The 22,892-nt window shown below is 63.6% G+C and carries 8 protein-coding genes (1 of these 8 cut by a window edge); 6 read left to right on the top strand and 2 right to left on the bottom strand.

The genetic code is table 11. From position 1 onward, the window contains the following. Positions 1 to 2,248 (top strand): hypothetical protein (locus tag A7X65_RS42980; RefSeq protein WP_167358340.1); only part of this gene is annotated, 2,248 nt, incomplete at its 5' end. Between the two features lie 87 nt (positions 2,249 to 2,335). On the opposite strand, the gene A7X65_RS38515 is transcribed toward A7X65_RS42980, so the two are convergent. Further along, the gene (locus A7X65_RS38515; RefSeq protein WP_063694623.1) at positions 2,336 to 4,699 is read right to left on the bottom strand and encodes a S8 family serine peptidase; all 2,364 of its coding nucleotides are present in this window, start codon (positions 4,697 to 4,699) and stop codon (positions 2,336 to 2,338) included. Between the two features lie 1,252 nt (positions 4,700 to 5,951). Here A7X65_RS38515 and A7X65_RS38510 point away from each other — a divergent pair. From A7X65_RS38510 to A7X65_RS38500, 3 genes are read left to right on the top strand one after another with little or no spacing between them, the layout of a single operon-like run. Then, positions 5,952 to 7,664 (top strand): type I secretion system permease/ATPase, encoded by a 1,713-nt coding sequence (locus tag A7X65_RS38510; protein ID WP_063694622.1) that lies wholly within the window; start codon positions 5,952 to 5,954, stop codon positions 7,662 to 7,664. A 9-nt stretch (positions 7,665 to 7,673) separates the two neighbouring features. Beyond that, positions 7,674 to 9,032, top strand: a complete 1,359-nt coding sequence (locus tag A7X65_RS38505; RefSeq protein ID WP_063694621.1) for an HlyD family type I secretion periplasmic adaptor subunit — start codon at positions 7,674 to 7,676, stop codon at positions 9,030 to 9,032. 5 nt (positions 9,033 to 9,037) lie between these two features. Continuing rightward, complete coding sequence (locus tag A7X65_RS38500) at positions 9,038 to 9,595, top strand: hypothetical protein (protein WP_156528441.1); 558 nt, start codon at positions 9,038 to 9,040, stop codon at positions 9,593 to 9,595. 109 nt (positions 9,596 to 9,704) lie between these two features. On the opposite strand, the gene A7X65_RS38495 is transcribed toward A7X65_RS38500, so the two are convergent. After that, the gene (locus tag A7X65_RS38495; protein ID WP_063694619.1) at positions 9,705 to 10,319 is read right to left on the bottom strand and encodes a hypothetical protein; all 615 of its coding nucleotides are present in this window, start codon (positions 10,317 to 10,319) and stop codon (positions 9,705 to 9,707) included. A gap of 521 nt (positions 10,320 to 10,840) precedes the next feature. Here A7X65_RS38495 and A7X65_RS38490 point away from each other — a divergent pair. Both A7X65_RS38490 and A7X65_RS38485 read left to right on the top strand, forming a co-directional pair. Then, positions 10,841 to 11,206: a helix-turn-helix domain-containing protein gene (locus tag A7X65_RS38490; RefSeq protein WP_167358339.1), complete on the top strand. Its 366-nt coding sequence runs from the start codon at positions 10,841 to 10,843 to the stop codon at positions 11,204 to 11,206. A gap of 921 nt (positions 11,207 to 12,127) precedes the next feature. Then, positions 12,128 to 22,892, top strand: the beginning of a protein-coding gene (locus tag A7X65_RS38485) for an LEPR-XLL domain-containing protein (protein WP_063694617.1). The gene runs 17,474 nt beyond the window's last position; the window shows 10,765 of its 28,239 coding nt (coding positions 1–10,765); it begins with the start codon at positions 12,128 to 12,130; the stop codon falls past the right edge of the window.

The following is a 22,892-nucleotide window of genomic DNA, read 5'->3' as shown; positions in this document are numbered from 1 at the left end:
CGATGGTGTCGCCGGCTTCACGGCTGGTGATCATCGCTTCACGACGACCGATGCCAGCGGCAACTGGAAGATCAGCGGCCTGACGCTGGCTGACGTCGGCAAGAAAATCTACGAGGTCGTTCCTGGTGGGTCCGAGCAGACAGGCACGCTGGTGCAGACCGTCGACAACCCGGGCGGTGGCGGAACCGACACCGGCAACGACTTCACAAACTTCCTGAACTACTCGATCAGCGGAACGAAGTATGAGGACTTGACCGGCAACGGCAAGACCAACGACGACACCCCGTGGTCGCATGCGYCGGTGACCATCTACATCGAAGACGATGGCGTTGCCGGCTTCACGGCTGGYGATCATCGCTTYRCGACGACSGATGCCAGCGGYAACTGGWMGATCAGCGGCCTGACGCTGGCYGACGTCGGCAAGAARATCTACGAGGTCGTTCCTTCCGGGTCCGAACAGACGGGCACGCTGGTGCAGACCGTCGACAACCCCGGCAGYGGCGGAACCGACACCGGCAACGACTTCACAAACTTCYTGAACTACTCGATCAGCGGAACGAAGTATGAGGACCTGACCGGCAACGGCAAGACCARTGACGACMCCCCTTGGTCGCATGCGCCGGTSACYATCTACATCGAAGACGACGGTGTCGCCGGCTTCACGGCCGGCGATCATCGCTTTACGACGACGGATGCCAGCGGCAAYTGGTCGATCGGCGGACTGACGCTGGCTGACGTCGGCAAGAAGATCTACGAGGTGGTTCCTTCCGGGTCCGAACAGACGGGCACGCTGGTGCAGACCGTCGACAACCCCGGCAGCGGCGGRACCGACACCGGCAACGACTTCACAAACTTCYTGAACTACTCGATCAGCGGAACGAAGTATGAGGACCTGACCGGCAACGGCAAGACCAATGACGATACTCCGTGGTCGCATGCTCCGGTGACCATCTACATCGAAGACGACGGTGTCGCCGGATTCACGGCTGGCGATCATCGCTTTACGACGACGGATGCCAGCGGCAACTGGTCGATCGGCGGACTGACGCTGGCTGACGTCGGCAAGAGCATCTACGAAGTCGTTCCCGGCGACTCCAAGCAGACCGGCACGCTGGTGCAGACCGTCGACAACCCGGGCAGCGGCGGCACCGACGCGCACAACGACTTCACCAACTTCGTGCTGTTTGATATTTCCGGAACGAAGTACAAGGACCTTACCGGAGACGGCATAACGAATGACGACACGGGTCTCCCCGGCATCAAGATCTTCATCGATCTGAACAACAACGGTGTCCTGAATTGGACCGATCTCAACTCCAACGGCAAGTGGGATGCAGGCGAAGGAGATCGTTGGACGACAACCGACGCCAATGGCCACTATTCCTTCACCGACCTCGACTACACCTATGCCGGGGACAAGGTCTATGAGGTGGTGCCCAGCGGCTACGTTCAGACCGCCGGCATCGGTGGTTACAGCATCGTGGGAACGTCGGGCCACGATCAGACGACCGGCATGGACTTCGCCAACTTCCAGTTCAAGCCGGCGGCCGAGTTGACCCAGGGATACTGGTCCAACCATACCGAGGCGTGGGACGGCAAGACAGGGTTGGGTAAGACGACGAGCGCGAACGACGTGCCCGCCGAAGCCAATCCGAGGACCGATGGCTATCTGCTGCTCGGCGACCTCAACCACAATGGCGTGGCCGATGGAACCGAGGTTGGGCACACCTTGCTCGTCGATCTGAAGGCTGCGCAAGCGATCGAGGCGGGCGCAACCTTGGGCGATTCTCGCACCATCATGCTGGCCCAGGCGATCGCCACTCAGCTGGATATCAACAACGGCTTCAACAAGTACGGCACCGGCAACCTCGAGCCGCACAATCTGATCACCGAGGCGGTGGATTGGCTCAAGGCATCCGGCGGCGTGCTTGCCGACGGTACGCTATCTGGCCAGGGTACGGTGTCCAAGGCCGGCGTGTTGACCGGCGGCGAGTGGGGTACCAGCGGCAACCAGTTCTACCTGGGAGCAGGCACCAAGACGTGGGGGGGCGATCAGACGATCAATGGAGTGACCGGCATCAACGGCGAGGACATCAAGAATGCCCTGATGTGGTTCAATCAGAACCAGCTGGTGGTCTCTCAGGACGGCAACGCCGTGGCCTGGAATGACAACGGGACTCTGGAGAACGTCCATACCAATGCGATGGACAATTTCTGGCTGACGCTCCACGAGCAGAACCTGGTCTAACCGAAACACCGCGTTGAACCGGCGCGAGGTGGGCCTTGGCGCAAGCCAAGGCCCATTTCGTTTGCCTGGATGCAATGCCCGTCAGCCCTACGCAACAAGCGTCCATGCCGTTCCCGTGTGGAGCAGGGTCGACGCGACGCCGACCACGTCGGCAACCGTTACCGATGCCTGTCCATTGTGGGCATCGACAACGATGTTGGTTCCTCCGTTTCCATCGGAAACGAGGCTCAACCATCCGTCCGCGATGGGATTTGCGCCGCTATAGCCTGCGGAACTCAAAGCCTGATTCAGGTCGATGACGTCCTGGCCGGCGGTAAAGTCGCGGACGACATCAACGGATGAAGCAAGGAATTTGAACACGAAGGTGTCGCTGCCCGGGCCGCCATAAAGGACGTCAGCGCCGCGACCGGCCACGATCGTGTCATTGCCACGGCCCGCCTGGATCGTATCGCCGAAATCGTTGGCGATGATGGTGTCGTTGCCGTCGCCGGCCCAGACGAACTTGATGACGGTGTCTGCAGCGATCTGGAGTTGCCGGCCGGCGATTGTGTCGGTCGCTCCCGAATGCAGGTCGAGGTAGGAGCCGGTCGTGACAGCTGCGGTGTTGAGCACGGCCGTGCCGCTCGTGTCGTGGAGCAGTGCCCGGCTGGCTCCCGCCGCCGTCGCAAACTCATCGGTGTAGATGTAGCTCGTCGGCGTGTTCGGCGCATCGCCCAGGACCTGAAGGGACCAGCCGTTCAGTGTGCCGGTATTTCCGCTGACGCTGTCGGTGACAGTCAGGGTCCAGCTTCCCTTGGCATCTTCGCCCCAGAAGGTGTTTGCCGTGGTTTCGAAAACGATGCCGCCGCCGGTGCCGTTCGAAGGGTGGGAAATCAGCGTGGCGGTCGTTCCGCTTGCGGAGGTGAGGGTGACGGTGAGGTCACTCGCATTGGCGTGGGTGATGTTGAGATCCACCACGACCTTGTCGACAATCTCGGACGAGTTGAGCGTGATCGTGCTGCTCAGGCTTCCGGTGCCATCGGGTATCTTGGCGTTGTCGGTATGGTTCACCGTCTGGATCGACATATCCGCATAGGTGGACTGCTTCATCCAGCTTTCGGCAAGACGGACCGCCGCGGTCGCGTCGACCAGGCCGAAGCCGTAGTCGTTCGAAAAATGCAGGCCGCCGCCGTTCCAGTCATGCGCGCCGTTGGTTTGCCAGCCGGTGCTGGCGGTATCGGTGTTCTTCGCCGAGTAGGCCAGGATTTCCATGATATCGCGATAGCCGAGGTCGGGATTGGCCTGCAGCATCAGTGCAATGATGCCCGTCACCGTCGGCGCGGCAAACGAAGTGCCGGACATCAGGGCGTAGTCGTTGGTCGTATACCCATAGGTTCCGGCACGATCATCCGTCTGGATGCTCGTTCCCGGTGCCGAAACGAGAAGCGCCGCGCCCGGGGTGCTGTACGAGGCTACGACACCCGCAGCGCCCGTTGCGCCGACCGTGATGACGTAGGGGTCGTTCTGATAGTTGTGATAGTTGACGTTGTCGCCGCTCGCACGGCCATTGCCTGCGGCGAACACGACCGGGATACCGAGACCGCCACGACCATTGGCAACGTCGTTCAGGAGTGCCGCTTTCGAAGAGCTGAAAGCCGAGCTGAAGAAGTTGTCCTGGAATGCGGTCGTGTATCCCCAGCTTGCATTGCCGACATCCATGCCGTTCGTCACGAGGTGATTGAGCGCATCCGCGAGCTGGCCGGGCGAGCCGGCCGAATAGCTTATACGGAAATCCGCCAGCCCCGCATTGTAGGCCACGCCGACGGTGCCGGATCCGTCTCGTGCCGCACCGATGACACCGAGCACAGACGTGCCGTGAAATTCGGTCGTCGGATCGCCAAAGGGATCGCTGCCGCCTGTAACTGCGTCGTAGTCGAGGTTGAACAGATAATTCGGTTTGATGTCGGAGTGGTTGTAGTCCACGCCGTCGTCCACAATCCCGATCTTGACGCCCTTGCCGGTATAGTTTTCCCAGGTCTTGAGAACATCAATGCCCGCCTTGGCATTGAACAGATTCCATTGCTTCAGATAGAGGCTGTCCGTCGGCGTGCCGCTGTCTCCGACAGGCGGATTGAGAGCCTTCCACGCGATCGGGATCGTGGGATAGACGTCAGCCGTCGTAACTGTCGTACCTCCGCCCGTGCTGCCCCCGGTTGTCGTTCCGCCTCCGCCTCCGCCGGTGCCTGTGCTTCCGCTGGTGCTTGTGCTTCCGCCGCTGCCGCTGGTCTTTTTGCCTCCAGCAGCAAATGCGTCGAACCCTCCATCCATGTGGCTCGACTGATCCGCATGAAGCGCCGGATTCCCCGATGTGGCTGCCGAAGCGATGTTCAGTCCGGCGAATTCCCATTCCACGGCATTTGCGTTCGCTTCGGAGAAATTCCCGTGCTGATCATTCGCGCCCCGCTTCGCCATCGAATCTCCTTGCATGTGCGACGGAAGAAAACGCGCGTTACGTCGCGCGTTGCTGCGGGGATCGGACGGCGTCGCGAATTAAAGGCGAGTAAATTCGGTCGTTAAACGGAGATCAGTGGTTCCAAAGCCCTGACGGGTGCACTCCAATTTTCCGCATCGATTTAATCGTGCATAAATTTTTGATGTTCGTTTATGTCGCCCGTTTACGGGGGTGGTGAAATCGTCCCGCCGGCGATGGCGATGATGCCGTTCCGGGGCGGAGCGTCGTTTCTCCGCGCACATGATCTCGCCGCGCCGGGTCCGATGTCCTTCCGGCGATCCTGACCGGCGCGCGGGCGACAAGGCGGTCCGGCTGCCGGAGCCGTATTCGTAATTTCCAAATATTCGGATTGACAGAAATCGCGAAGAGGGCTATAGACGTTGCCATCCTGGCCCATCAACAGGGGCGTATCGCGATCGTCACGAGACGGGGGCCGGGATGCGGTGGACGCGACGGCGTCGGCGCGGGCAGGGTCGCAGGGCGGGAATGCTTCCGTGAGCGGCAATGGCGCGCGCAGCGACACGGCGCCGAAAGCGTCTTCACATGGTCCTTGCGGTGCGCGCACGCCAGCCGCGGGGAATCCAGTGAAGATGTGCGCGGACGGAGAAGTCGTGTGGTCCTGGTGCCCGAAGTCTGGCGCCAAGCTTGGCGGGTGCGTTTCGCGTCAACCGGCGCGAGCGCTCGATATCCGCCAGGTGACGGGGGCAATAGAGCTCGTCTCCCCGGGGAGAGCGCGAAGGAAACCGTTAAAACCATCCGCGCAGGGAAGGCCGAGTGTCGGCTTCACCTGTGACCCACCCGTGCGCATGTCCTTGCACACGGGGCTGCGGGTGCCGGCGGGCGCCCGGCCTTCCCTGCGCCCTTACTTGCGGAAAGGGCAGTTCCCAGGTCAAGCTCGGGCATGTTGCGCCGCGAGAGCGCGAACCCGTGCCCGGCCGTGCGTCCGCGTACATCTCGACGCCGCCCGCGCCTGGGCGGATTTAAGTACGTTTCATGCGAGATAAATCCGTTAACTCGGAGAAAATCCGTAGCTCTACGGGGGCCTTTACCTTTTCGGCGAGGATTGATTTCGCTGCGTCCGGGGATTGTGCTAATCATCGTTCTCGATTTGACGAGAATTGTAACGACTGTCGGCAGGCTTTTTAATTCGGCCAGGGCGTTGTCGCTCGGGCGGGCTTTTTCATTAGAGGGGCGGGCGTCCCGCCGAATTGTGTGAGTGCGCCTTTCAGAAGGCCGGATGAACTCCGGCGCCTGCTGCAGACATGCCAGGGCTATTTCGTGACGGCGGGCGTCTTCAGCCTCGCCATTAACCTGCTGTACCTCGCCGGCCCGCTCTACATGCTGCAGGTTTATGACCGCGTGATCTCCAGCGCGAGCGAGATCACGCTGCTGATGCTCACGATCGCGCTGCTGCTGGCGTTCATGGCGCTTGCAGGGCTGGACGCGGTTCGTGGCAGAGTACTGACCCGCGCCAGCGTCCGTCTTGACCGGAAGATCGCCTCGCGGGTGATGACGGCGATCATCGATCGTTCGGCCGGCGCGGGCGGCGCCCGCAGCCAGGCGCTCCGCGATTTCGATACGTTTCGCCAGTTCGTCACCGGGACGGGCATCCACGCCATCTTCGATCTGCCCTGGGCCCCGATCTACATCGCGGTGATCTTCGCGTTGCATCCGTTCCTGGGAGCCTTCGCGCTGGGCTGTTCGGTCATCCTGGTGCTGATGGCACTCCTGAGCGAGTGGCTGGTCAAGCTGCCGCTCACGGAATCGAACGAAGCCGCCGCGCGCAGCTACAGCTTTACGGAAATGAGCCTGCGCAACACCGAGGTCGTGCGCGCGATGGGCATGACCGGCGGTCTGCTGCGGCGCTGGAGCCGCGATCGCGACCGGATGCTCGAGCGCCAGGTCGCAGCGAGCGACCGCGCCGCCGCGATCCAGAGCCTGATCCGCTTCCTGCGCCTCGCGATGCAATCGCTCATTCTGGGGCTCGGCGCTTACCTCGTGATCGAGCGGGTCACGACCGTCGGATCGATGTTTGCGGCCAGCATTCTGCTCGGCCGCGCGCTGCAGCCGGTCGAGCAGATCGTGGGATCCTGGCGGGGCCTCGTATCGGCACGGGCTGCATTCCTGCGCATTCGCGAACTGCTGACGGCGCATCCTCTGCTCGAGGCCGGCCTCACGCTGCCCAAGCCCAAGGGGCGGGTTGCGGTCGAAGCGCTCACCTTCGTTCCGCAAGGGAGCGCCAAGCCGATACTGCGAGGCGTGACCTTTGCGGTGGAGGCCGGGGAGGTGCTCGGCGTCATCGGACCATCCGGCGCCGGCAAGTCGACCCTGTCGCGCCAGCTCGTGGGCGTGCTGACGCCTTCTGCCGGCGCCGTGCGACTGGACGGGGCCGACGTCTCGACCTGGGTCAAGCGGGCGATCGGCGACCATGTCGGCTACCTGCCGCAGGATATCGAGCTGTTCTCGGACACGATTGCCGCCAATATCGGCCGCTTCGACGAGGGGAGCGACGGCGAGGTCATTCTTGCCGCCCAACTCGCCGGCGTGCACGAGATGATCCTGAGGCTTCCCGGAGGATACGACACCCAGGTCGGAGAAGGCGGTGCCATTCTGTCCGGCGGCTTCCGTCAGCGGATTGGCCTCGCGCGCGCCGTCTATGGCGGCCCGAGCCTGGTCGTGCTCGACGAGCCCAGCTCGAACCTTGACGCCGAGGGCGATGTCGCGCTGGCAGACTGCGTCGTGCAATTGAAGAAGCGCGGAGCAACGGTCGTCATCGTCTCGCATCGGCCGGCGACCATCGGCGTCGTCGACAAGATTCTCGTGCTCAGGGACGGCGTCGCCGAAATGTTCGGGCCGCGGGCCGAGATCATGGCACGGCTGACCCGTCCCGTGCCCATGCATGCCGTCCAAGGCTCCGGCAGTTAGGTTCGCGCAATGACCGTTCTCGATGGGACACCCAGGAATCTCGCAGCCGCTGGTGGCCAGTCCGGTCGTTCCGCGGGCGCGCCGAGCGACTCGATCAAGCGGATTGCTTTCGCCGGCTGGGCGATTGTCGCCGTGTTCTTCGGCGGGATCGGTGCGTGGGCTCTGACCGCGCCGCTCAACGGCGCCGTGGTGGCGAACGCGGTCGTCAAGGTGGAAGGCAATCGCAAGAGCGTGCAGCACCTCGACGGCGGCATCGTGAAGGAGCTGCGGGTGAGGGAGGGCGACAGGGTCCGTTTCGGCGACCTGCTGATCGTGCTCGACGAAACCCAGGCGCGCGCCGAATACGAAGTTCTGACACAGCAATGGGTCGTGCTTCGTGCGACGGAGGTCCGTCTCCTGACCGAGCTCGATCACGGCTCCGAGCTCGTGATGCCGTCGGATCTGAAGGCGCGGTCCGAAGACCCCTATCTCAAGAGCGTCTGGAACGGGCAGGTCAGCCAGTTCGAGAGCCGCCGGGCCGCGCTGGAGGGACAGCGCAGCGTCATCCGCGAGAAGATCAATCAGCTCGGCTCGCAGATCGTCGGCTCCCAGGCGCAAGTGAAATCATTCACCGATCAGATCAATTCCGTTCACAGCGAGGCAAAGGATATCGCGCCTCTGGTCGAGCGCGGCCTGATCGCGCGGCCGCGCATTCTGCAGCTGGAGCGGACCGCCTACGGCCTCGAAGGCCAGATCGCGGATAGCAACGCCAACATTGCCAAGGCGCGCCAGGCGATTGCCGAGCAAGAGCAGCAAGTGGCGCAGCTCGACAATGATCGGATGACCGATGTGACCAAGGACCTCAGGGACACCCAGGCGAAGATCCTGGAGGTCATCCCGAAAGCCATGAACGCCAAGGCCGTGCTCGGACGCATGGAGATCCGTGCTCCCTACAGCGGCCAGGTGGTCGGCCTCAACGTCTTTTCCGTCGGCGGTGTCATCCAGCGCGGTGACAAGATCCTGGACATCGTACCCGAGCAGGACGGGCTGACGATCGAAGCGCAGGTGGCGGTCGAGGACATCAGCGACGTGCATCCCAACACGCGTGCGGAAGTTCACCTGACGGCCTACAAGCAACGGATCGTGCCGATCATTCACGGCGACGTCATCCAGATTTCGGCAGATCGCCTGGTCGACCCCAAGACCAACAATCCGTACTACACGGCCTTCGTCCGGATCGATCAGGACGAGCTCGCGGCCATGCCGAACATCAAGCTCTATCCGGGAATGCCGGCGACCGTCATGATCCCGACCGTCCAGCGCACGGCATTTGAATATCTGGTTGGTCCGTTGATCATGTCGTTCAATCACTCCTTCCGCCAGAAATAGGACGCATGGGCCCGTTCGAGCGTGCTCGCGCGGATGGCGGTGAGGCAGCCGTCAACCCGCGGCGCCGACGCGGTAATGACGGCTTTACGATGCGTAATGCCGTTGTTGCGCTCCTGTTCAGCCTGCTTGCGGGCTGCGGAGGAACGCGACTTGCGCTTCAGAGCGAGGCTGAGGAGTCGTCCGTCAATCTGGCCGACGCGCTCGCGGATTGCCGCAACGGATTTCCCGATCAGATCGCGCAGGCGGTGCCGCGCGCCGATTGCATCGTGAAGGCAACCGAGCTCTCGGTTCGGCCGGGCCTGCGGTTTCCGGAGCTGCTCGACCGCGAGAATATGTTGCGCAAGGCGCTCGCTGCCCAGGTCGCGGCCGGCAACGTCTCGCTGCTCGAACGAAATGACCGGATTGCGAAGACGCACAAGGCCATCCTGGCGGAAGAGGCCGAGAGGCTGAGAGCGGCGCCGTCGGAGGGGCAGGGGGCCAGCCCATTGGCCGTCGTTCAGTGGCGGGCGTCCAATTCGGACGCATGTGCCCGGCTCGGGGGCAACTCGCCGAATTGTTACTGAACACGCCCGCCATGGCGGCGGGCAGGTCTGGTTCGCGAGGGCGGCGCGAAAAACTGCCTGCGTCGCTTCAGGACTATTTGCCGGGCTATTTGCAGGACTATTTGCAAGACTATTTGAACGGGTCGTCGATCGAAGCGGCCGACTGCCTGACGCGTCGAACCCCGATGGGGGAGCCGTCCGACACGAACTGCAGTTCGTAGCTCTGTCCCCGGGAGTCCGTCGCGGTGCAGTTGACGCTGGAGACCCGGCGCGCGGCAAAATTGCCGAACTGCCGGCAGATGCCGGTCGAGGCTTCCTCCGCGGGCACCGGCAGCCCATGGACCTTCGGCCGGTGCTTGGAATTCAGGAGCATCCGATCGACCGGAAGCTCGTAGGAATTGTCGTCGAAACGCTTTCCCTTCTCCCCGGAGAAGGACACGACGTGGCCGTCGTCCGCGGGATCCTCGAGGGCGACTGCGAAGCTGACGCGTCCGGCTTCGCTGTGGGCGTAGGCAACCGCCTTGCAGGCGTAGCTGCGCCCCGCGATCTTCAGGACGGTGCACTTACCGGACATGTGCGCGAGGATGTCGATCAGCGGCAGGCGATGCTCGATGCGCTTCGGAGCCTCCGCTCTCTGCTCCGCTGCCGGTGGGGTCCCGGGCGTCTGGGCGGCGCAAGGGGCCGCAAACGCAAAAAGCGCACCGGTGAGCAATAACCCGGGCCGCCGCCAACGTAAAAAACCCAACCGATCAATCACGCAATCCCCGCTGCCGGGTCGAGCGCCGCGGCGAAGAAAAGCCCGTCCGGCCAAACCCTTAACATGCTTGTCCCGGCCGCATAGTGACATTGAAGCCAGCACCGATCAATCGGTTGAACGAGCGGCAAAAACCCGTTTGCCTGTTTACTTAACAGCGTTGAAGCTTTACAGGGCCGGAATCGGCTGGCATCGCCCCTTTCGCTCGGCAGAGCGGCCGTCCTCCGCCAGGTCGGGCTGGTCACGCGGGCGTTGATATAATGAGTTAGGAACAACTCGTGATGCTGTGCGATAGTCTATGTTCTGCAGCTCTGGCTCGGGCCTTGCATACCTGCGGGACGGCGGCCCAAGGGGGCAGTCAGGCTGACCGACTGCATGGGATTGCGACGGGCTGCACCGGTTTCGAACGCGGAATTGAAGGGGCGATGATTGACTTGAAATCGAACGCAACCGTAATCTCGCTCACTTATGGTAGTTAAGGCCGATTCTCACATATAGAAATGGAATTTCAGGTGTCTAAGACCAAGAACAAGACGGTCGCCAGCTTCGGATCGCGCTTGAAACAGCTGCGTGAAGAGCAGTCGATGACGATCACGGAGCTGGCGAGGCGGATTGACGTCACGCCGCCCGCCATCTGGCATTGGGAAAAGCGCGGCAGGGTGCCCAAGCCCGCCACCATAAAGGCTGTGGCAAGGGTGCTTAACGTCAGCTCCGAGTTTCTCGAGAACGGTGTCCACGTCGTGAGCAGCCAGGACCAGGGGCCTCTGGATCAGCTTTCGCGGCGGCCCGACGACATGAACCTCGAGGAGCTGATCCGCGCCATCGAAGCAAAGGGCTTTTCCGTCCGGATCTCTTCGGCCCGCGATCGCGAAAACTAGAGGATGCGGGAGCCGTTTGGTTGAACCGGGCTCCCTTCTTCAATCGTCGCGAGGAGCCTCGCGCCATCCGTGCGTCGAGCACCGAGTGCTCGATATCTGACGATCCGCCGCTACCACAGGCCGTTTGTGCCGAACCCGCGAGATCGATAGAGGCTGCAACCGCCGCGTCACTCGTGTTGCATCGAAGCGCCTCGCGCTGTCCTGCAAAGGCTTCTTCGTAAGGTCCGCTCACGGAGCGCTGCGGAGCAAGCTGCCGAGGCAACGCCCGACTTGAATGATCTTTCAGCGAAATACTTGGGTACTTCCGGTGTTCGGGTCGTGCCCTTGATCGTGAATTTCCCCCGCCGAACGCGTCATCGCGCGAGTCGTGCGTTGATAAACTCAGATTAAATGTTTAGTTCCTGGTGGCAAAACGCGATAACAGGTGCGTTATTCTCGCGCCAAGGTTTTACAACTTGCGAGTGCGGCCGACGCTCGGTTTTGATGTCGCGATTCGCTAAGCATTTGATCAGATGTGCCTTGTCTGCGCGAAGCCTGATTTGATCGAAACTTCGGAATGCAACCGGAAGTAAGCACTCCAATCCACGTCAGTTGCGCGAGTAAATGCCGGCGGTAAAGCGCTTGTGGTGCGGCTACCGTCGTGTCATACTTTTGTAGTTAAGCGGAATTAAACTCCGCGTAAATTCGATTAAGTCGCCAACTCGACGTTCGAAGGAGGCGCTGCAATGAAAAAAGATTTTAGCACCTTAGACGTTTTGCATTTAGCTCATCTCCTGCCGCGTGCTGTTGAAGGCACAGACGGTCAGGTTCTCCCCGGTAGACATCGCTAATCCTTCTTCTCAAGCGCGTCTGTGCTTGAGCGTCTTCGCGTACGTCAATTTGCTGCACGCCGTTCGGTCCATTTTTTGATGGGGCATTCCGATGGGTATAGCCTGGCGCTGGAACAAGGAAGCTCACAAGCGCTCCGCGTTCGAAACCCTGCTCGACAAGGTCATTCGCGAGATCCTTCCGGGACGCGACAGCAGAAGGCGCCACTGGGGCGGCGCGGCGAAACCGGCGGCAAAACCGCGGCGGCAGAGCTTCACGCTGGAGGCGATCGAGCCGCGCCTGCTGTTGTCTGCGGATCTGACCTACGGTGCACCCGGCAGTGTTCCCGGCGGCATCACCAATGCGACCGATATCAGCAACTACGTCAGCACGCTGACGTCGACGACCTTCGTGCTGAAAGCCGAAGAGAGCAGCGGCAACGCCTTCTGGAATCTCTACGCGACCGGACTGGACGGCAATGCCTCCCCGACGCTCGCTGCAACACACCAGATCACTGCGGCCAGCGACCTCGACGTGAACATCAAGCGCGACGATCTGGGCGTCAGCAATTCGAAGCTCAGCCTGATCGACTTCATCGGCGACAAGGTGACGGTCGATACCGACAGCCTGTCGGTGCTCAACGCCAGGTTCGCCGGTACCAAGATCGACATCGACTTCGCCGGCGGCAAGGATATCGACATCGGCTCGCTGATCGGCATTCAGCTTCCGCTGCCCCTTGCGAACGACCAGGTCGTGTTGAGCGGCAACGGCGGCACCTTCAGCGGGCATGACTTCACGCTGCACAGCTCGTCGGACATCGTGAACGATTCGTCCGGCTTGCAGGTCACCGATTCGGGCGGCACGTTCGAGGTCATATCCGACTCGAAAGTCACCATCGACCAGGGTTCGGTGATCAACGCCGCGAACATCACCCTGAAGGCCGATTCGAAGAGCACTGGCGGATTGTTCCAGGGGCTGCTCGCCGACGCGAAGAGCGAAGTCACGCTTGGCGACGCGACCCTGACCGCCACCGGCGGGACGGTGCAGTTGCTCGCCCATTCCGACGCCACCTTCGTCGAGAGCGGCGACACCTATTTCAGCAACGGTCTGGCCGGTACCGCCGTGCTCAGCTTCGGCGATGCGCTGGTCGACGTGAAGTCCGGCGCGGCCGTCCACGCCAAGGATGCCATCATCGACGCGACCGTGAAGGACGACATCACGGCGAATACCAATTCCGCTTCGGCGACGGTCAAGGCCGTCGTCGTCACGGTCATCGACAATCCGGAGGTCAAGCTTGCGGGAAGCTTCGACCTGAGCGGCTCCTTCGATGCCAAGGCGTCGTCCGACATCAAGATCGTCGCGACGACCGCCCCCAAGGACGGCGGTGCCTCGACGTCCGACGCGGCGGTGGCGGTGTCCGTCGTCAAGAGCGATCCGAAAATCACGGTAACCGGCGGCAGCATCGTTGCCGGCGGCACGGTCACGATCGCGGCGGACAACAAGGTCGATGTCAATGACGCCGCAGCCGGCGACAAGGGCGGCTCGGACGGCAACGGCGCGGGCGCGACGGGGGCCGCTGTCGGCGTCACCGTCCTGTGGGGCGACACGTCGGCCGCCATCACCGGCGGGACCGTGCAGGGTGCCGGCGTCACGCTCTCTTCAACCAGCGACCGTACCGCGACGACGCTCTCCGTTGCAACCGGAGGCGGCTCCGACGACGGCAGCTCGTCCAACCAGTCCAAGCAGCGTCTTGCCGATCCCAATCCCAACAAGGCCAATGACGGCAAGTCCGTCGACAAGGCGAAGACCAGCGATGGCGATCTTCCGTTCGCCGCCGGTGTCTCCGTCGGTGTCGTCACCGGCGATACCACTGCCTCAATTATCGGCGGTTCCGTGATCGCCACCGGCGGCACCGTCATCGGGGTCACCGCCAGCGGCAAGCACACCGTGGCCACCACGGCCGACGGATCGCACAAGAGCGATAATTCAGGCACGGCCGTCGGCGTTGCCGTGGCGATCCAGGTCGTCGACAGCACGAGCTCGGGCTCGATCGGCGGCACGGCGAGCCTCACGGCCGCGCACGTTAATGTGCTGGGCGAGATGCCCACCAGCACGCTCGACGCGGAGGCGACGGCGGGCGCCAGCGGTTCCGGCATCTCTGTTGCCGGTGCGCTGTCAATCAATGTCGCGACTCTCGACGCGAGCGCGATGGTCAGTTCCGGCACGGCGGACGTTCACGGCGCGGATGTTGCGCTGACGTCCAGTTCGACGCTGAGCAATACCTCCAAGGCGCTGGGCAAGTCCGAGACCAGCGGCAACGTCGGCGTCGGCGCCGCCGTGGCCCTCAACATCGTCAACGACACCACGGTGGCGGGGATCGCGAACGGCGCGGGCCTGCTGTCCGCCCACGATCTCACGCTGTCGGCAACGGCAGTCGATACCATCGCCACCACGTCGCAGGCGGGGTCTTCCGGCGGCGTCGCGGTGTCCCCGAGCGTTGCCATCACAATTGCCAATGTCAACACCACGGCATTCATCGGAACGGGCAGCCTGCTCACGCTGACCGGCAAGCTGTCCATGACGGCGACGCAAACCGCCATCGTGACGGAGACCAACGCCAAGGCGGATGCGGCCAGTTCCGGCACCGCGGCTATCGGCGCCTCGCTCGCGCTGGCTGTCATCGATGATTCCGTGACCGCATCGATCGCGCGCAGCGTCACCGCGTCCGGCGATATCGAAGTCAGCGCAACCGGATCGGCTTCGGCCGACACCGAGGCCAGCGCCAGCGCGGCCGGCGCGAAGGACAAGGACTCCGACAGCGGTGGCGACGTCAACAAGAAAGGCGACGACCAGCTGTCCCTGGGCAACAGCCGCGCGCAAAGCGACAACGGCGGCGACGCTACGAAGACCTCCGGCAAGAGCAAGACGCCCGATGCGTCCACGGGCGACAAGGATACCGGCGGCAGCGGCAACTCCAAGGTCCAGGTGGCGGCGGCCGTCGCCATCGACATCCTCACCACGTCCTCGCAGGCACTGTTCCTCGGGACGCCTGCCATCACATCGACCGGCGGCAGGGTGTCGCTGAAGAGCTCGGCAAATACCGACGCCAAGAAGACCAAGGCAGACGGCACGGCGACCGACGCCTCGGCGGCGGGCATCGCCGCCGCGGTTGCGATCAACGTCGTCGACATTACGAACCGGGCATCGACCGGAACGGCGACGGTTGTCGCGCAAACCGGCCTCGATATCGAAGCGACGATGACCAACGTGTCGGGAGACCAGACGCACGAGATAGTCGCCGAGGCCGATTCAGGCGCGACCGGCAACGACAAGGTCAGCGTCGCCGGTGCTCTTGCCCTCAACATCGTTCACAACAACACCGAAGCGTCGGTGGCCGGCGGATCGGTCACGGTGAACGGAGGCCCGATCACGATCAAGGCCATCCACACCGAGATCGACGATGCCAAGGCCGATTCGGAAGCAGAGGGCGGCAAGGTCGGCGTGGGCGCCTCGGTGGCGCTCAATCTCCTGCTGTCGAGCCACACCACGGCGCAGATTGCGGACAATGCCAGCTTCACGGGCACCAATCTCGGGGCCGTCGAGGTCACCGCGGATTCGCACCGCACGGTCAAGACCAAGGTCGACGGCGGATCGCAGGGCGAGATCTCAGTCACGCCGGCCGTCGCATTGGCGCTCGATCTGGATGACAAGTCCGTCGCGCATATCGGCACGGGTACGGGCTCGCTCTCGGGCAGCGGAACCGTCACGGTCCAGGCCACGCACAGCGCGGACTACAACGAGACCGAGGCAAAGGTGGCGGCCGCGGGCAGCAAGGCTGCGATCGGCGCGGGTGTGTCGATTATCGTTGTCGACGGCTGGGCCACGACCGCGGACGTGAATCGCGGCGTTACTGGCAGCCAGATCACCATTCTCGCCAACTCCGATTTCGAGAGCACGGTCGTCGCCAGCGCGAGCGCCAAGGGCGGCAGCACGAGTGACAAGAAGGGCAACGAAAAGACCGACGACCAGCTCCAGAACAACAGCAACACCAGCAGCACCAATGCGCCCACGACCAATACGTCGCAGAACAGCGGTTCCGATGCCAACAGCCAGTCGAGCGGCCAATCGGGCACGGGCGGCAGCAGTGTCGGCATCGCTGCGAGCGTTGCAGTCGACGTCGTCTCAGTCAGCAACACCGCAGCGATCGGCGACAACGCCGTCGTGACGGCGACAGGCGGCTTGCTGAAGGTCAGCGCGTTGAACAATGTCGATGCCAAGGCGAAGAGCGATGCCACGGCGATCGACAAGGACGGCAGCGTCAACATTGCCGCCGCCTTCTCGCTCAATTCCGTGTCGATCTCGAATACCGCGAAGATCGGCGCGGGTGCCAACGTGACCGGAAACGGCATCACCGTCGAGGCGGTGACGCCCGATACGAATGACATCTCGTCCCGCGCGCTCTCTGCGGCGGGCAACAAGGGTGGCGATGTCGCCATCGCCGGCGTTGCCGCCATCAACGTCGTGGACTCCGAAACGCGTGCCTATACGGGCGATGGATCGCATCTGCACGGAGGCACCGGCGAGATCGACATCACGGCCCGGCACGACCTGCGGACCCAGGCGCTCGCCGCATCGGCGGGCTTCTCGGGCAGCGGCGCCGGCATCGGTGTCGCCGTCGCGATCAATGTCATCGGGACGGGCCCGGGCGGTTCGCACACGACCGCCAGCGTTGGCGATCCGGCCGGGGGCGGCACTGCGGCGACGGTCGACGGCACCGGCGCCGTGAAGGTCACTTCGCAGCACACGGTCAACCCGCTGAACGTGGACTTCAGCGATCTTCCCAGTGACATCAGCTCGAAGCTGAGCAGCGTCAACATCCCGCTGACCTCGATTGCGCTGGCGGCCGGCGGCAGCGCGGGCAGCAGCAAGCCGGGTCTTGCCGGATCGGCCAGCATCAACGTCTATAACACCACGACGCAGGCGTTCGTCGACGTCAACGCGACCGTCGGGCAGGGCGCCTCTCACAATGCGTCCCTCGATGTATCGGCCACTGATACGACGACTATCAAGTCGGCTGCCGGCTCGGCCGGTATCGGCGTGAGCGGCACCGGTATCGGCGCCGGGCTCGACCTGTCAATCGTCAGCAAGGATACGCGCGCCTATATCGGCCAGAGCGCGCACGTGACGACGACTGGCCAGACCTCGATCGTCGCAACCTCCAACGAGGACTTGCTGTCGGTTTCGGCCAACGCCGGTATCGGCGGGAGCGGACCTGGTGTGGCCGCCTCGGCCTCGGTCGAGGTGCTCAAGACGCAAACGCGCGCCTATATCGACGGCAACGCGCAGGTGACGCAGGTCGGAAGCGTCAATATCGACGCCAGCGACACCATGAGCATGGTGATGGTCGCCGGGTCCATCGGCTTCGGCAGCAGCGTGGGCGCCGGCGCAGCCATCACGACCCTCGTCCACCAAGATACGGTTGAAGCCTATATCGGCCAGAGCGCGACGGTGACGACGTCGGCAGGGGCCGGCAAGAATATCACCGTCAACGCGCATTCGACGGAAACGGAGGCTGCGATCGGCGCGGCCGGTGCCGGGTCGTCCGGAAGCTTCGCGTTCGCCGGCGCGGGCGTCATCAACATCCTGACCGAGGACACACGCGCGTTCGTCGACCGGTCTGCGACCGTCAATGCCGGCGGCAATCTCACCGTCCATGCCGACGATCAGACCAAGTTCGTGTCCGTGGCGGGCAACCTCGCCGTATCTGCCGGCGCTGCGGCCGGTGCGGGTGCGGCGGTCGCGGTGGTCAACAAGCACACCGACGCCTTCATCGAGTCCGGCGTGCACTCGACGATCGGCGGCAATATCAACGTCCAGGCAACCTCGAAGGAAACGATTACGGCCATCGGCGCCGGCATCTCGGCCAGCGGCAATGTCGCCGTGACCGTCGATGCTTCGGTCAACGTGCTGAACGTCGACACGCGCGCCTTCATCGGCGACGACCCCGATGACGGGATCGCCAGCGCCGGCGCCGGTAACGTTCACGCCGACGGATCAATCGCCATCCAGGCCGACGAACGAACCGAGCTCAATGCAATCGTGGGCGTGGTGGGCTTCTCAGGTTCCGCCGCGATTACCGCGGGTGCGGTCGTCACCGTCACCAACAAGCATACGGAAGCCTTCGTCGGCAGCAACGCCATCGTATCCGCCTCCGGAAACCAGTCGATCCATGCCGCCACGGGCCACCTCGATCCCGTCACCTCGGGCGACGGCGGGACTCAGGGCAAGATCGACACCGGCAGCATCAACGGCTCGCCCAATGCCGACACTCTCGCGGGCCAGGGGCGGGTGGTCTCGCCGACGGTCAGCAATTCCGACGCGCCGACGGTGAAGGATGACGACGGCAACGCGCGGCCGAACAACCCCAGCACCAGCAGCAGCATGCTCGGCGGCAAGGTCAAGATCGATCCGTTCGTCACCGATCAGACCGGCATCACGATCACCTCGACCAACTATGATCAGATCAACGGCCTGGCAGCCGGCCTCGCCGGCGCCGGCAGCGCGGCGGTTGCGCTCAGCGCTGTCGTGAACTCGATCAACGATACGACGACGGCGACCGTCAACGCGGGCGCGCAGGTCACGGCCACTGCCGGCAACGTCAACGTCAGTGCCGCCAGCGACGTGCACCATCTTGCGGTTGCCGCCTCCGTAGCCGTCTCGGGCGGCGGTGCAGTCGCGCCCGCTGTCGACGTGACGGTAATCAGCAACGTCACGACGGCCTCGACGGAGGCCGGCTCGCAGGTGAACGCCTTGGCGGGCGACATCGTCGTCGATGCCAATGCCAAGGAAGACATGTTGCTGGTCGGCTTCGGCATCGCCGGCGCCACGGTCGGCATCGGCGGCGCGGTCAGCGTGCTGGTCGTCAACAACACGACCACCGCGAGGATGGCCGGTTCGGCCGACGCCTGGGGTAGCATTGTCGTGCATTCGACCGACGCGACCGACATCACGATTGTCGATGGCGCGGGCGGCTTCGGGCTCGGAGGCGCGGGTGCGTCGATTGGCGTCATCAGCCTGAACAAGACGACCGAGGCTTACATCGACAGCGGGTCGGCCGCTGCGCACGCGATCGTGCATGCCGGCGGCAACGGCGCCGGCGCGACGGGGATGGTCGGCACCCTGACCGGCGGACAGAGCCCCACCGACTTCGATAGGGCGAACGTCAAGGGCGTCCTGGTCGAGGCGGAATCGCATGAGGACGTGTTCCATCTCAACGTTGCGGCCGGCGGCGGCTTCATTGGCCTGGCTGGCGGTGTGACCGTCACCACGCTCGCAGGTACGACGCACGCCTATATCGACAACGCGGACGTGAACTGGACGAACAACACCGGCACCAGCGACCAGTCGGTGTGGGTCAATGCCGCCAATGACGCACAGGTCGCGACATTCGCCGGCGGTATCGCCGGTGGCGTCGACGCGATGGCCGGTGCCGTCGACATCGGCGTGATGCGCAATAGCATCAATGCCGAGATCAAGTCCGGTGCCAACGTCGCGGCCAACCGTGACGTCAAGGTCAATGCACTCGGTATCAAGGACATCGCCAGTATCGCCGCGAGCGGTGCAGGCGGTATCATCGGACTCGCCGCGTCCGTCAGCGTGTGGTCGGTCGGCACGCAAATGGCCAGCAACTACACCGGCGACGGCGCCGCGCCGCAGCAGAATTCGCTCGCCAAGGGCGGCAGCGGCCCATCGGCCGACAGCGATGCGACGAAGCAGGGCTCGGACGCCAGCGGCAAGCTTTCCGACGCCATGAGCGGCACCGGGGGCAAGTTTGGCACCGGTGGCGTCAATCTGGGCGCAAGCACCATCCAGATTGCGGCCGGCAACAAGCTGACCACTGGCTCGAAGGTCACCTACTACAACGGCGGATCGGCAGGAATCACCAACCTCACAGACGGGAATAGCTATTTCGTCCGCGATACGGGCGATCATCAGACCTTCAAGCTGTACAATACCTTCGATGACGCCAACAACGACACCAACGCGATCTCCTTCGGCGCATCCGCAGGTGGCGCCACGCAGTCCATCGTCGGCAACGTTGGTCTCACCAACGGCAGCACCGACCCCAACACGGCTTCCAATTCGCAGGATCGTACCTCCGCGATCTCGTACCAGTCGCTGAACGGTACCGGTGGGTTCTCGACCAAGGCTCCCAGCCAAACCACGCTCGGCAACGCACTGACCGGACCGACCGTGGGTACCAACGCGGCGATCGGTGGCGGCGCCCACGTCACCGCGGTGAACGGCGACATCTCCGTGAACGCGGTGGAAAACCTGCACATGACCACGACGCAGGGCGGTATCGCCATCGGCCTCGCCGGAATCGGGGCGGGCATCGGTGTTCTGAACATCGCCTCCAACGTGTCGGCGACCGCCGGCGGCATCTTGTCCGCGGGCGGCGCACTTAATATCCATGCCGACCTCTACGAGAAGGTCGACGAGGTCGCATTCGCGGCTGTGGGCGGCGTGATCGGCATCGGCGCCGGCGTTGCCGTGATCAACGACACCAGCACGGTGACCGCAGGTCTGATCGACAGTGCGGTCGTGCACAAGGCGACGGATATCGACATTCATGCCAATGCCAAGCAGGACATCAATGTCCTGTCAGTCGGCATATCGGTCGGCGGTGTCGCGGCGGGTGCGTCCTTCACCAAGGTCGACGTGCATAACGACAGCGCGACGGACGTGCTCGCCTTCATCGGCGACAACGTGTCGATCGGACAGGGTGTCGGCGACAACGTCGGCAGCGTCACCGTCGACGCGGATTCCACTGTGCTGGTCAAGGCCAATGCCTTTGGTCTCGCGGGCGGCGGCGTCGCGCTCACCGCCAATTTCTCGTTCGTGACGGTCACGCCGGATGTGATCGCAAAGGTCGGCGACGGTGCGAACGGCGCCAACATCACGCTCAACGGCACCGGCGACCTGAAGGTCTCGGCCTCGTCGACCGACAACCTCGATGCGACCGTCACGGGCGTCAGCGTTGGCGGCTTTGCGGCTGGCCTGTCCTGGGCCAGTGTCGATGCCAGGCCCCAGGTGCGTTCGAAGCTGGTGAAGGGCAATGTCAAGGCCCGCAACGTCACCGTCGAGACCAACGCCAATGTCGGGGCGCCGGACGATTACGGATCGTCGGCGACGGCATTCGCGGGCGCCGGAGGCGTCGCGGCGGCATCAGGTGCGGTTGCGAAATCGACCAACAGCCCGATCCTCGAGACGGTGGTTGGAAGTGGCGCGACCATCGCAGGAACGGGCGAAGTCAAGATCCTGGCGGAAGGCCATGATCTGGCGGCTGCAAAGGCCAGCGGCGTCGCGATCGGATTCGCGGGGCTCGGCGGCACCTCGGCCGAGGCGCACACCGATGGCGACATCGAAGCCCATCTGGACGGCCAGGTCGTCGGCGCCAACAACACGGCAGGCGCGTCCAATCTGACGGTGCAGGGCAAGTCGGTCGATTCGGCCAATGCCGTTGCGGAAGCCGCCACCGGCGGCATGTATGCAGGCCAGTTGAACGTAACCAACGCAACCGCCAATACGACCGTCAAGGGCTACATTGCATCCACGGGCACGATCAAGGTCAGCTCCAACCTCGACGTCAACGCGCTGTCCCATCCCGAAGCGGACGCGCTGACGAAGGGCACGAGCATCGGCGGCATCAGCGTCGGCGGCTCGAAGGCGACCACGAGTCTGACGCCCGTTGCCACTGCCTATGCCATGGCGGCATCGATCGACGCAGGAGGCAGCATCACGGTCCATGCCGAAGCGACGCCCCAGGGCAAGCCGGCGCCGACCTACGCCGTGGTGGCCGGCAGCGATGCCAACAACACCGTGGAAGTCGATAATCACGGCTTGAATACGGGCGATGCTGCCGTCTTCGACGGAGCGACCCAGTCGGGCCTGACGCAGAACCGCGAGTACAGCGTCCTGTCGGTCGACGGCAACGACCTTTCGTTTGGTTCGCAGTTCAGCGGTGGTTCCAACAATGTCAACGTCGATACCGACACGATCAAGTTCGACGCGCCGCATCACTTCATCACCGGCGACAAGGTGCAGTACATCACGGCCGGCGGCACCCAGATCGGCGGCCTGACCAGCGGCAATCTGTACTGGGTCAAGGTGGTCGACGGCACGTCGATCAAGCTGACGACCTATGACCCGTCGGTCCCGGCCAACGACCCCCTGAAGAATTTCACGCCGTCCGGATCGACCATTACGGTGACCGGCACCAATTACGCGACCAACCTGCCGGTGACCTATCACGCGCCGGCCGCGATGACCTTCTCGAACCAGCAGGTCGACGTCAACGACACGACCAGCGGCGGCGTGGCGGAGCTCCACGACAACACGAATGCCAACAACATCGAGTTTATCGACACGTCCGGCACCGCCGACAACACGGGCAACGACGGCAAGCCGATCCCGTCCGGCTTCAACAACACTGATGAGGTCATCTATCACGTGACCAACGGGGCCGCCATCGGTGGCCTGAAGGACGGGACGACCTATCGCATCTCCGGTGCCGGAGGCACCAACAACAGCATCGTGCAGCTCGATGCCTACGTCAAAGATGTCGCCGTCACCTTCCACAAGAGCGGCAATAACGCCGTCAACGACACGATCACGCGCGCGTCGGGGAGCTGGAAGGATGCGGGATTTGCGATCGGACAGCAGATCACCGTCACCGGCGCAGTCGCCACCAATAACACCACCTATACGTTGGTGGACGTCACCGACGACACGTTGAAGCTCAGCGTCAACAACACCGTCACGGGCGGCGACTTCACCAAGACCATCGAGAGCAACGCAATCGCGCTGGCGCCGACCA

The organism is Bradyrhizobium stylosanthis (assembly GCF_001641335.1).
In the GTDB taxonomy this organism is placed as follows: Bacteria; Pseudomonadota; Alphaproteobacteria; order Rhizobiales; family Xanthobacteraceae; genus Bradyrhizobium; species Bradyrhizobium stylosanthis.
Note: the sequence above shows the minus strand (reverse complement) of the source record. Positions and strands in the feature narration are given on the sequence as shown.